Annotated in this window: 10 protein-coding genes; all 10 read right to left on the bottom strand. The window is 64.0% G+C overall.

Going from position 1 to position 12904, the window contains the following annotated elements; translation table 11 throughout:
- Positions 1-7 precede the first annotated feature (7 nt).
- A complete protein-coding gene (locus KZO25_RS00340; RefSeq protein WP_223135464.1) occupies positions 8-1978 on the bottom strand; it encodes a diguanylate cyclase in 1971 nt (656 codons plus the stop codon).
- A gap of 77 nt (positions 1979-2055) precedes the next feature.
- Complete coding sequence (gene fnr / locus KZO25_RS00335; RefSeq protein ID WP_066444724.1) at positions 2056-2805, bottom strand: fumarate/nitrate reduction transcriptional regulator Fnr; 750 nt, start codon at positions 2803-2805, stop codon at positions 2056-2058.
- Positions 2806-3117: 312 nt separating this feature from the next.
- Entirely contained in the window at positions 3118-4185 is a 1068-nt protein-coding gene (locus tag KZO25_RS00330; protein WP_223135463.1) for a porin, read from the bottom strand.
- A 425-nt stretch (positions 4186-4610) separates the two neighbouring features.
- Positions 4611-5762, bottom strand: coding sequence for a ProQ/FinO family protein (locus KZO25_RS00325; RefSeq protein WP_262488762.1), 1152 nt, complete (start codon positions 5760-5762; stop codon positions 4611-4613).
- Between the two features lie 168 nt (positions 5763-5930).
- A complete protein-coding gene (locus tag KZO25_RS00320; protein ID WP_223135462.1) occupies positions 5931-6449 on the bottom strand; it encodes a dihydrofolate reductase in 519 nt (172 codons plus the stop codon).
- Positions 6446-7300: a thymidylate synthase gene (locus tag KZO25_RS00315; RefSeq protein ID WP_223135461.1), complete on the bottom strand. Its 855-nt coding sequence runs from the start codon at positions 7298-7300 to the stop codon at positions 6446-6448. Before KZO25_RS00315 ends, KZO25_RS00320 begins: the two co-directional genes overlap by 4 nt.
- Before the next feature lie 89 nt (positions 7301-7389).
- Complete coding sequence (gene lgt, locus KZO25_RS00310; RefSeq protein WP_223135460.1) at positions 7390-8196, bottom strand: prolipoprotein diacylglyceryl transferase; 807 nt, start codon at positions 8194-8196, stop codon at positions 7390-7392.
- 117 nt (positions 8197-8313) lie between these two features.
- Positions 8314-9693: a response regulator gene (locus KZO25_RS00305; protein WP_223135459.1), complete on the bottom strand. Its 1380-nt coding sequence runs from the start codon at positions 9691-9693 to the stop codon at positions 8314-8316.
- A 57-nt stretch (positions 9694-9750) separates the two neighbouring features.
- Positions 9751-10539, bottom strand: a complete 789-nt coding sequence (locus KZO25_RS00300) for an NRDE family protein (RefSeq protein WP_223135458.1) — start codon at positions 10537-10539, stop codon at positions 9751-9753.
- 7 nt (positions 10540-10546) lie between these two features.
- Entirely contained in the window at positions 10547-12808 is a 2262-nt protein-coding gene (gene ptsP / locus KZO25_RS00295) for a phosphoenolpyruvate--protein phosphotransferase (protein WP_066445060.1), read from the bottom strand.
- Between the last annotated feature and the right edge of the window lie 96 nt (positions 12809-12904).

The following is a 12904-nucleotide window of genomic DNA, read 5'->3' as shown; positions in this document are numbered from 1 at the left end:
CAGTCCGTCAGGACTCGCTGACTTTCGAGAGCCCCGCCTGGACCTCGACTCGGTTGCGCCCCTGGTGCTTGGCGCGGTAGCTGGCCCGGTCGGCACGCTTGACCAGCGGGCCACCGTCCCGATCATCGACACTCAGGTTCGACACGCCGATGCTCGCGGTCACACGGAACGTGTGGCCATCCACCTGAAATTCGAGCGTTTCAATACCCCGACGAATCCGCTCGGCGATTTCGGTGGCCCGTTCCAGCGGGCAGGAGGGCAGCAACAGGGCGAATTCGTCACCACCCAGCCTGGCCACGGCATCCTGCTGACGCACCGACTCCTCGAGCAGCTGTCCGATGAGGCGCAGCAGTTCGTCGCCGGCGGCGTGCCCTGCCGTGTCGTTGACTGGCTTGAAATGGTCCAGATCCATCATGATCAGCGACAGCACCTTGTCGCTTTCCCGGCGGTGCAGGGCACAGGCCTCTTCAAGGCGGTTCTCGAAGCCACGCCGATTGAGACAGCCGGTCAGCGGGTCGTGCTCCGCCTCCCAGAGCTGGCGAGTCTCCCGCTCATGACGCTCGGTGATGTCCTGGATCATGCCGACGAACCCCAGCGCCGTGTCTCCCAGCTCCACCCGGCTCACCTGGGCTTCCAGCCAGAGCTGTTCGTCGTCACGCTGGAAGCGATACTGAAGGTGGTGATCATCGCCTCTCTCCAGCGTGGCACGCCACTGCTCGATGAAGGCCGGCCGGTCCTCGGGATGTATCCGGCGCACCCACTCGGAGGTGCGGGAAGCCGCTACGTTGAAGCCGGAGATGGCTTCGAGCGCCGGATTGACGTAGTTGATCCGCCCCTTCATATCGGCAAGGAACATGCCCACCGGGGATGAGGCAAGTACCGCCTGCAGGAAGGCCTCGCGCGCCTCCCGCGAGGCGAGCGCATCGCGCCGCTGATCCTCCAGGCGGTTGAAGGCATCAGCGACCTGATGCAGTTCACGCATGGTGGTGTGAAGCCTGAGCCGCCTGGCGTCGCCACGCCCTACCCGCTCTATCTGGCGTTCCAGCCGATGCAGCGGGGCCAGCCCCAGGCCGAGCAGCCACCAGAGCAGCGGCAGCATCAGGGCCACCGTGGCCAAGCCCACCCAGCGCAACTCGGTGGCATAGCGATTGACCGGCGCCTCGGCCTGGCTCAAGGGCAGAAAGACCCCGACCACCCAATCGGCCGACCAGACCTGGCGAAAGGCCATCAGCGCGGGCTGGCCATCCAGCTGCTCGCCCATGCCGCTGCCCTCCCATCCATAGAGGGCCCGATCCAGCAGCGGCAGCCGATCGGCAGCAGGAACCGCCTGCATCAGATAGGCAGGGTCGGGATGGCTGATGATCTGCCCCTGTGCGGTCGTCAAGACAACGTGGCCATCTTCGCCGATCCGCTGCGAGCGCAGGTTGACGAAGGAGCTTCCATCGTGAAGGCTGGCGTTGCCGCCGAGGATTCCCAGGAAGCGCCCCTCGTCATCGAGCAGCGGCTCTATCACCATCACCTGAGGGATGCCGGTCTCGCCCCCCACGTAGGGCTCGCTGACATGGGGACGGCGAAATCCGCGGACATGATGGAAATAGTCGCGGGCGGCGATATTGGGTCCGCCATGCTCGAAGGGGGGCCAGGCGGCCACCGGCTCACCCTGGGCATCGAACACCATCAGCCGGTCGAAGAGTGCCAGCAGTCCTTCCTGGCGCTGCAGCTGGGTGAAGAGGTCCTCGTCCAATGCCAGGGAGGGACGAAGGCGAGCGAGGGCCTGTTGCCGCACATGGATGGAGCGATCGAGCTGCTTGGCAATCAGCTGTGCCTCGTACTCCAGATGCGTGAGGTTCTCGCGCTGGGCCAACGCGCCCCCACTGAGATGGCTATAGGCCAACAGAGCGGCGACCAGCACCAGCCAGCCCAGGCTGACACCGAGCAGCAGGCGCGAACGCAGGGTCGACAACAGCCATCCGGTCAAGGGCGAACCACCGATTTTTGTACGAGCATGAGGCCATCATGGCATCCTGAGCCCATAAGCAAAAGCGGGAATACCCGTCACCCCCCCGAGTGGCGCCCCACCCCCTCTTCCGCCAGCGCCACCAGCGCCTCCATGTCATGGATGGTCAGCTCACGCCCCGCCACCGTGACCATGGCCTGCTGCTGGAAACGGGCGAGCACCCGGCTGACGGTTTCCAGCGCCAGCCCCAGGTAGCTGCCGATATCGGATCGTGACATGGAGAGATGAAAGCGATAGGGCGAGAAACCCCGCGCGCGGAATCGTTCGGAAAGCCCCAGCATGAAGCTTGCCAGGCGCTGGTCGGCGGTGCGTCCCGAAAGCAGGCACATCATGCGCTGGTCGTTGCGCAGCTCCCGACTCATGCAGCGATAGAGCTGGCCACGCAGCTCCGGCAACTGCTCGGCGAGATCCTCCAGGCGGTCGAAGGGCAGCTCGCAGACGAAGGTCGACTCCATGGCCACCACGCTGCCATAGCAGCTGGTCTCACCGATGCCGTCCAGCCCCACCACTTCACCGGGCAGATAGAAGTGGGTCACCTGGTCGCGCTGCCCCTCCTGGGCCACCGACTGCTTGAGGCTGCCCGAGCGCACCACGAACAGGCTCTCGAAGGTGCCCCCCTGTCGCACCAGCGCCTCGCCCCGCTTCAAAGGGCGTGGGTTCTGGACGATGGCCTCGAAGGATTCCAGCGCATCGAGCTCAAGGCCCAGGGGCAGGCAGCGCGCGTGCAGGGTGCAGCGCTCACAGCGTGTCGCATTGGCCGGCTGGCGTCGTGAGGGCACGAGCGTCATGGGCACTCCTTGGTTGCATCTGTAACCGGAATTCTGAACTGCCTCACCTACGGTGTCCCGCGTGGATGGCGGGCCTTGCCCTAAAATGGACGCTTCCTTGATACGAATCAAGCCCAGTTCAGTTACACAAAGGTGCAGCGCACGGAAAGTCAGTGACACCGCGCAGTGGAAAAGCACAGTGAAAGGGTCCGGCGAAAAAGCGAAAAAAGACCGGTGCAATAAGAGAGGAAAGCACTACAAAAAAACCGGCCCCGTAGGGCCGGTTCTGTCGTCGATCGAATCGACGAATCTTGCAATCAGTTTGGGCTCGACTTAGAAGTCGTAGCGCAGACCGACGGTAAACTCGAGGTCGTCGTTGATATCAGCGATAGCTTGATCAGCGTCGAAGTCGAAGTCAACCACTTCGAAGTAGGCGAACAACGGCTGGCTGAAGCGATAGGTCGCACCCAGCGTCCAGTGGTTGCGGCTGCTCAGATCTTCGTCAACCATGCGGATGCGGTAGTAGTCGCCGTAGATCTCGCCCATGCCGTAGTCGAAGGTGGCACCCAGGCCCCAGAGGTTGTCGTAGGCTTGCGGGCCAACCAGATTCTCGTCGTTTGAAGTCCAGTCCTCATACTTGATGCGGGCAGCGAACTCGGGCGTGAACTGGTAGGACGCAGTGGCACCCCACAGGTCTTCCTGGCCACCGCGCTCACCGAAATCAGCAGTTGCGCCGACGTCGGAAAGATCCTTGGACTGAACGTAGCCCAGGCCCAGGTAGAGATTTTCCCAAGTGTAGTTGACCGCGCCGATCCATGACAGCTCGGAAGAGTTGTCCTGGGCCCCGATCACTGAATCATTCCCGCTGTAGTGCTGCACCTGCACGTGAGCCTGGAAGCCTTCCAGGTTCGGCGTGGAGTAGGCGATGGAATCAGCCTGGGAGTTGACCGCACCGAAACCGTCCATCATGCGCGCAGCATTCGGACCCTGGGGCACGTCGAACACGGAGCCGACGGCGGTGTAGTAGACGCTCAGGAAGTTACCAACGGTGACGCGACCGAAGCTGTTGCTGTCCAGGCCAACGAAAGTGGAGCGGGTCTGCAGAGTCTGGTCCGCGCGGGTGTCGGCGGCAAAGCGGAACTCGGCGTTGGCGAATACGCTCAGGTCGCTGGAGACCTCGTTACGGGCACGGAAGCCGAAGCGCGAACCGTTGTTGATGATCTCGGAGCCGCTCTGCTTGGTGGTACCGGCCTCGGGACCGCCAGTCTGGGCGGCGATATTGATACGGCCATAGACGTCGACTTGGGTGCCGTCCTGGTCATAAACGGTGGCGGCCTGGGCGGCAGTGGCGCCGTAGACCATGGCACCGGCAATGGCAGTCGCTAACAGTGTCTTTTTCATCTCTATAGTTCCTTTCACTAGCTTACTGTTTCGATCGTTACTGCACGAATCCGAATGACACGTGCAGGTAGCTTGCCGGGCATGGATCCCGCCGCTCTTGGCTCGGTTCCTTCTCAGGAAGTGGCCAGGGCCGGGCATGTCCGCAGCGAAGCCTTGTTATAGTCCAATGCTCGCAGGTAGAACTCTATACCGGGAGATGAGGGAACGCAATAAGAAAAAACACTGTTTTCCTACGCTGTGCCCCTTCACCTTGGAACTTTCTCCTGAAATTGCGGTCCGCGCGCCTCCCGCCCGCGGGCCGCAGCCGCAGGCCTGTCGAAACAGTTGCCTGGCAGCGATGAGCCTGCACATGATGCCCCGCTGATACAAGGCTGGCAAGGGTAGACCATCAACCCTTCCAGTGACGCTTCTTTCTACTCCTTCTATCAGCGCCCCTCATCCCGGCCATTATGCTTGGCCAGCAGGGCCGAGAGCTTGGCTTCCAGCCGGGCGTCGGGGTCGGCCCGGGTGGCAGAATCGGAGGGAGCGTTAGAGGCCGGTGACGGCGGCTGCGCTGCCGCAGGCGCAGCGGGCCGACCACTGGGAGCCTCGCCCCCGGGAGTGCCGCGCTTGCTGGTACGGTTTCCCTTCGCGGTTCTGGCGATTTTCTCACCGCGGCGGTGACCAGGCCCAGGAGCCTGGCCGCGCTTGCGCCGTTCGGCCTGGAGCCGCTCGAGCTTGCGGTGGGCGTGCTCGGCGGCCTGGGCATCGACGCTACCATCCGGCTGGCCGGCCAGGTCGATGCGCTGTGCGCCTTCACGCACGGCTTTCAGATAGCGCGGTAGATTGACGTAGCCTGCCAGGGCGCGACGCACCAGTTTCTCCGGCCAGGGCTCCCGGGCTGCCAGGTCCTGATGGATGCCCACTTTCAACGGTCGCGTGTGCCCCTTGAAGAAGGTATCTGGGTAGCGGCGGTACCACTCCGTCAGCAGCGCCTCCGCGGAGGGTGCCTGTTCGATGGGCAGCTGCGCCTGGCGCTCATCCGATACGTTCTTGGGCTGCTCCTCTTTGTTGGCCCGCACGTCGTCCCGCGTGCGCTCAGCCTGTTCCACCGCTCTCTTTTCTTCCTGCTGTTCTTCTTGCTGTTCTTCCTGCTTTTCTGCTCGCTTGTCTTGCTCCCCCAGCCGTGGCTCGCCTTGCCATTGCCGACCACCGTCCTGCGGTGCGGCCGACCCGCCAGGCGATTCAGGCTCATGCTGATGCACCGGGGCGCCCTGCTCGTCTGGGTTGGCGTCGCGTGGACGGTGCCCGATCAACGCGGCGAGCCCCTGGGCGCGACGGGACGGTCCCGGGAACATGGGTGAGGGTTCGCCCTTCCTCAGCCGTTCACGCAGGCGGACATTGTCCTCCTCCAGCTCACGATTCTGCTCGTCGAGCTCGCGATTCTCCTCTTCAAGCTCCAGGCGCGCCGCCTCGAGTTCGGATACACGCTCCTGCAGCTGGCGGATTTTCACGCGGCAGCCGTGCAGCTCGCCAAGGGTGGCATCGGCGCTGACTTCCAGGTCATTCAGCAGGCGGAGTGAACGCTCATCGATCAAACCGGTATCCTCCAGGCAGGCTCGTTATAGACTCGCCCTCTCAATACATTCACTATCGCGACAGGGTCGTGTATCAACTACAGAGGCATGTGGGTGGCACAGGGCTTCCCGCAAGTTTGTGCCAGAAGCCGGGCGCTGACAAATGTCGCCTGTCGGCGACTCGTGCCGTCAGCGGCGGCGATACTCCACGAAGCTGTAGTCGGGCTGGCCATCGGCGGGCTCACCGGGCACACGCTGCACCTCCTCCCACTGGCTGTCGCCCAGCTCGGGAAAGCGGGCATCACCCTCCACCTCGACATCCACTTCGGTGAGATAGAGCCGACTGGCAAAAGGCAGCGCCTGGGCATATATCTCGCCACCGCCCATCACCATGATCTCCTCGCTGCCGTCGATGGTCGCCTGCTGGTCTGCCAGCGCCAGGGCCGATGCCAGGTCATGGCAGACCCGTACGCCATCGTGGCGAAAGGTGCTGTTCCGGGTCACCACGATATTTATCCGACCCGGCAGGGGGCGCCCGATCGACTCGAAGGTCTTGCGCCCCATGACCAGGGGCTTGGCCTGGGTCATGCGCTTGAAGAAGCGAAGATCCTCCGGCAGGTACCAGGGCAGTTGGTTCTCCACGCCGATCACCCGGTTGCGGGAAAGCGCGGCGATCATCGCCACCGGCACCAGCGTCTCGTCGTTCATACCGCCACCTCGGCCTTGATATGGGGATGGGGGTCGTAGCCTTCGATGGCGATGTGCTCGAAGCGGAAGTCGAACAGGTCGTCGACACCCGGCGACAGCACCAGCCGCGGGGCCGGGCGCGGTGTGCGCGAAAGCTGCAGTTCGGCCTGCTCCAGGTGATTGCGGTAGAGATGGGCGTCGCCCAGGGTGTGGACGAAGTCACCAGGTTCCAGGCCCGTGACCCGGGCGATCATCTGAGTCAGCAGCGCGTAGCTGGCGATATTGAAGGGCACCCCCAGGAAGATGTCCGCACTGCGCTGATAGAGCTGGCAGGAGAGACGCCCGTTGGCCACATAGAACTGGAACAGGCAGTGGCACGGCGGCAGCGCCATCTCGTCGACCAGTGCCGGATTCCAGGCCGACACGATCAGCCGCCGGGAACCCGGGTTGGTGCGAATCTGGTCGAGCAGCGTGACGATCTGATCCACATGACCGCCACGCGGGTCGGGCCAGCTACGCCACTGATAGCCATAGACCGGGCCAAGGTCACCGTTCTCGTCGGCCCACTCGTCCCAGATACGCACCCCGTTATCCCGCAGATAGGCGATGTTGGTGTCGCCGCGCAGGAACCACAGCAGCTCATGAATGATCGAGCGCAGGTGCAACTTCTTGGTAGTCACCAGAGGAAAGCCCCGTGACAGGTCGAAGCGCATCTGGTGGCCGAACACCGAACGGGTGCCCACGCCGGTGCGGTCGTCACGCTCCACGCCCTGCTCGAGCACAAGTCGCATCAGGTCCAGATAGGGTTGCTCGAGCGGGGACTGCTCGTGTGGCGCCTGCTTGAGCGCAGGCTGGATAGTGTCGTCAGGCATCGTTGGCGAACTCTGCATGTTTTTTTGCATGGGGTTTTTCATGGAATAGTCGCTAGGCCGTGAGTCTACCTGTCTCTCCGGCTCCCGTCCTATTCAGGCCGAGTATCACTTCGTGACACCTCGTCCACCGGCTGGCGGCGCGACCACAGAATCAGCACGATGCCGAAGGCGATCATCGGCAGCGTCAGCAGCATCCCCATGGTGAACCAGTCGAAGGCGAGATAGCCGATATGGGCATCCGGCAGTCGGAAGAACTCGACCAGGAAACGGAACACGCCATAGAGCAGCAGGAATAACCCGGAGACTAGCCCGCGCCGGCGAGGTCGGGCGGACACCCACCAGAGCACCACGAAGAGGACCAGGCCCTCGAGAAAGGCCTCGTAGAGCGCCGTGGGGTGGCGCGGTTCTGGCCCCATGCCGCGAAACGGCATGCCCCAGGGCAGCTCGGTGACCCGCCCCGGCAGCTCACGGTTGATGAAGTTGCCGATCCGCCCTGCGCCAAGGCCGATGGGTACCATGGGGGCAAAGAAGTCGGTGAGGGTGAAGAAGGCCATCCGCTTCTTCCGGGCGAACCAGAGTGCCGCAAGCAGCACCCCGATCAGGCCGCCGTGAAAGCTCATGCCGCCGTCCCAGATCCGAAACACCCAGAGCGGGTCTGCCAGCCACTGGCCCATGCCGTAGAAGAGCGCGTAGCCCAGGCGGCCACCGACCACCACCCCAATGGCGGCATAGAAGAGCAGGTCGCCCACGTCGTCGCGGGTCAGGCCCACTCGCTCGGCCCGCAGGCGACCCAGCCACCAGGCTCCGACGAAGCCGATGACATACATCAGGCCATACCAGTGTATTTGAAAGGGCCCCAGCGCAATGGCGACCGGGTCGATATCGGGATAGTTCATGGCATCCTCAAGGCATAAATCTCGGGGCCACCCACCTCACCCGGCCGGGGTGGCAGTCGCAGACAAGGGGAGTGGCAGAAAAAGGCAGGGAGGGTGGCCGAAAGCGGACACGCAGGGTCAAGAGGAAGCGGGCACATCGAAGGCATCCGGCCGCCAGTGGCGCAACAGGTCAATGAGTGCCCGGGGACCATAGGGCTTGGCCAGGTAGTCGTCCATCCCCGCCTCGCGGAAGCGGCGGCGATCCTCCTCACTGGCATTCGCGGTGAGGGCAACCAGGACGCTGCGACTCCCTTCGGGGTCGCCCGCCTCCAGCTCACGCCAGCGGCGCGCTGCCTCCAGGCCATCCATGTCGGGCATGTAGATATCCATCAACACCAGATCGTAGGCCTGCAAAGGACGGCGATCCAGCGCTTCCTGCCCACTGGACACGCAGTCGACCTCGAAGCCCTGTCCTTCCAGCACCTGGCTGGCGAGCATGCGATTGACCGGCCCGTCATCGACGACGAGGACGCGCAGCGGTAGAGCCGGTGTGGACACCAGCGAGCCGTCGGGGGATTCATGCGCGATACCGTCACCGGCGAGACTCTTCACCAGGAGGGTGACTTCGGCCATGCGCTCGCGCAGTTCGGTGAGGTGTCCCGGCGCAAGGCAATCGGGTTTCTGCATCTGCTCGGTCAGTTCGGTGAGCAACGGCTCCAGCTCACGCTGCAACAGGGTCAGATAGCGTGACTTGAGCCGGGAGTCCTCCCGGGCACGCTCACGCGCAGCAACCAGCCCCCCGAGCTGGGGCAGCCTGTCGCGCAGATCGTCAAACAGCAGCAGTTGATAGTCCCCGGCTTCGAAACGCTCCACCTCCAACTGACGCCAGCGCTCCTCCGCATCGAGCACCTGCATTTCAATGGGCTCCCCGTCGCGTACCGGCATGCTGCGCAGCCGCGTTTCCGGGCTCTCCAGGCCCTCGGCTCGCACCCCCATCAAGCGCTCGATGGCTATGTTGGCAGCGACGATACGACCCTGGTAAAGAAGCAGTGCCGGACGCGATACCGACATGAGCAACCCTCCCAGGTCGGGCGCCTGACGCAGGCGAGCGTGCAACTGAGCCACATTGGTCTGGAGTTTCTCAAGGCGCGCATTGGGGGAGTCCAGGTCGGAGACGGCCAGGACCGGAGGGGCGAGCCAGCACGGCAATATCTGGTCGGCTTCGAGCAGCAGCCGCTCAACACGCCCCAACCCCTCCTCCATTTGCGCTTCGCACTCCCGCAGCCGGTGCCGTAGCTGCAGCAGAAAGGCTGCGGTGGTCAAGGTGGTGCCGACCAGCAGCGTCAGCAGCAGCCAACCGGAAGCCGCCCAGGAGGTGGGGTCGGGTGTGGCCAGCCAGAGAAACAGCCCGACGGCCAGGCAGAGCAGCACCAACAACAGCTGTGCCAGGAGCAGCGGCCATAGCAGCGGCCAGACAAGATGCGACCAGAGGCGATCCTTGTGAATTGCGGGGTGCATTCTCATCCCTGTGCTAACGCGTCGTTCATTAGAGTGTACGCCGCGCGGATACGGCTGTCATGACGGTACCTGGCGGGCAAGCGCGACACTCTCCTCGTTCTCCCCGGCAAACATGCCGCCGGGACCGAAACGGCGCTCCCCAAGACGGATGGCGCCGCGCTCGGCATCCCACTCCAGCCAGCTCATGGCACGGGTACCGTACTGCTCACCAACGATGAAGGGGGCCGATAGCAGACGCTCTAGCTCCAGGCTGATGCCGGTATCGGGCAACTGGTCATCCTCGGCCCGAGACGCATCGGACAGGGCCGCCAGGGCTTCCTCCGGCCAACGGCCGCAACGCAGGGCTTCGACCACGCCCTGTCGCGCCTTGATCAACTTGGGCCAGGGGGTGTTCAGCCCGGCGTTGGAGAGCCCATGGACACCGGGAGTGACTTCGCCAAGCACCAGCCGGTCACGCCCCCGGTGCAAATGCCACAGCCGATCCATCTCGCCGACCAGCAGGTTGAAGCCGGCATATCGCCAGCCTTCTCCATCAGCCAGCCCTTTCAGCCAACCGGCGAGATCATGGTACTCCAGCGCCTCTCGCACCAGGTAGCCACGGCTGGGGGCGTCGGCGGAAACCTTGAGCTCGGGATCGCGCACATTGGTGACGGCTGCAAAGCGGCCGCGTCGATGCACTGCCAACCAGCTGCCACCGGCCTCCAGGTCACGGCCGCCGACAATATCCGGCGCCTCCTGCCACTGCCCCAGGGGCGCCGATGGGCGCTGGTAGAATTCATCGCGGTTGGCCACCAGCCTAAGGGGGAAACGACAGCCCGGGCGATAGTCGAAGGCAATCAGGCACATGGGCGCATCAGTCCCGCGGCGGCAGCAGGTGCGCCAGCTGCCATTCGCTGAGCCGTGAAAAGAGGTGGCTGCGCACCGCTCCCGGTGTATTCAGGGTCAGGGTCTCCTGCACCAGGGCCTGTGCCGCATTCAACGACACGCGCCGAATGGCGGCGCGAACGCGAGGCAGGCTGGGCGCATTCATCGACAGCGCATCGAACCCCATCCCCATCAGCAGGAGCGCACCCGCTGGGTCGCCGGCCAGTTCGCCACACACCGAGATCGGCTTCTTCAACCTGCCAGACTCCTCCGCAAGGCGTGACATGGCCGAAAGCACGGCCGGATGGCAGGCGTCGTAGAGGCCGGCAACCCTGGGGTTGTTACGATCCACAGCCAGCAGGTACTGAGTCAGGTCGTTGCTGCCCACCGAGAAGAAATCGGCCCGCTCGGACAGGGCATCGAGCTGATAGAGGGTTGCCGGCACCTCCAACATCACGCCGATCAGCGGGCGCTGCGCCGTCACCCCCTCTTCACCTAGCTCGCGAATGGCCCGGTCAAGCAGCTTCAGGGCATCGTCGACCTCGTCGACATTGGTCACCATCGGCAGCAGTACCTGCAGGTTGCCCAGTCCGCAGGAAGCACGCAGCATCGCGCGCAGCTGCACCATCAGCACTTCGGGGTGGTCGAGGGTGACCCGGATACCACGCCAGCCGAGAAAGGGGTTGGCCTCCTCGATGGGGAAGTAAGGCAGGTCCTTGTCACCGCCGATATCCAGGGTGCGCATGACCACCGGCAGCGGTGAGAAGGTTTCCAACTGATCGCGGTACAGCCTGGCCTGCTCCTGTTCACCGGGAAAGCGTTCGGCAATCATGAACGGCACTTCGGTTCGGTAGAGACCGACACCGCTGATTCGCTTCTTCAGCGATACCGTCATATCGATGGCCAAGCCGGTATTGACCATCAGCGGCATCACATGGCCATCGGGAGTCTCGCTGGGCAGGTCCTGTTCATGCTCCAGCACCTCGGTCAGCGCCTCTTCCTCGGCGATCAGGCTGCGGTAACGGCTCTCCAGTTCATCCGACGGTCGCACAAAGAGTCGCCCGCGGTGGCCATCCAGCACCACCCTGGCGCCGGAGAGTCGCGGCAGGGGCAGGTCGACCATGCCCAGCACGGTGGGAATACCCATGGCCCGGGCGATGATAGCCACATGAGAGGTGCTGGAACCGCGCACGGAAACCAAGCCCGCAAGCCGTTCCCTGGGCACCTCGCCCAGCGTGGCGACGCTGATTTCATCACCCACCAGGATGGTGCTTTCGGGAAAGACATCGGGGACCTGAGGGGTCTCCTCCTGGAGGTGGGCCAGTACGCGGCGCCCCAGGTCGCGCACGTCGGCAGCGCGCTCCCTCAGATAGTCGTCATCGACCCGCTCGAGATACTGCACGTGGCGGCGCACGACATCAGCCAGCGCTCCCGGCGCCCACTGGCCCTCGCGGATGCGCTTTTCGACCTCCTGGGAAAGCGCCGCCTCGCTGAGCATCTGCTGATAGACCTCGAACAGCGCCAGCTCCTGAGCTGAAATCCGGTTGGCCAGGCGCTCCCCGGCGGCCTTGATTTCTTCGCGTACGCGTCCAATGGCCACGCGAAGCCGGCTGATCTCGTGCTCGACATCGGTGGGCACCAGGTCCGGCACACTGCTAAGGTCCGCCGGCGGAGCGATGACCACGATCTCGCCGATAGCCATGCCTGGTGACGCGGCAACGCCTGTAAAAAGCGCCTGCCCACCCGGCAAGCTAGGCCGGGTCAGGCTACCGGTGGCAAGGGCATGGGCGAGCACGCCGGCCAACTGCGCCCCCATGGTAATGAGGAAGGCTTCGTCCTCCTCGTCATAGCGGCGTTTTTCACCCTGCTGCACCACCAGTACGCCAAGCATGCGGCGCTGATGGATGATAGGCACCCCGAGAAAACTCGAATAGCGCTCCTCGCCGGTAGCCTCGAAATAGCGGAAGCGAGGATGAGCCGGCGCATCCTCCAGGTTGAGCGGCTCCTCCCGCTCCGCCACCAGCCCGACCAGACCCTCCCCTACCCGCAGGCTGACGCGCCCCACGGCCCGGCTGTGGAGACCGATAGTCTCCATCAACACCAGCTCTTCGATCTCGGGGTCGAAGAGGTAGAAAGAGCACACATCGGTATGCATGGCCTTGCGGATACGACGCACCATGGTGGCCAGGGCCGCATCCAGGTTGCGAGCCCCGTTTACCTCCTGGATGACCCGTCGCAGAACCTCCAGCATCGGCGTTTTACTTTCCATTGTTCTCATCTCCCGCCTAGCTGAGGAAATCGATGCGAGATAGTGCCATCGACACCGTCGTTACGACTCGCCCGACTC

The organism is Halomonas sp. ANAO-440 (genome assembly GCF_019915905.1).
In the GTDB taxonomy this organism is placed as follows: domain Bacteria; phylum Pseudomonadota; class Gammaproteobacteria; order Pseudomonadales; family Halomonadaceae; genus Halomonas; species Halomonas chromatireducens.
The sequence above is the reverse complement of the archived record's forward strand: the minus strand, read 5'-3'. Positions and strand labels throughout refer to the sequence as shown.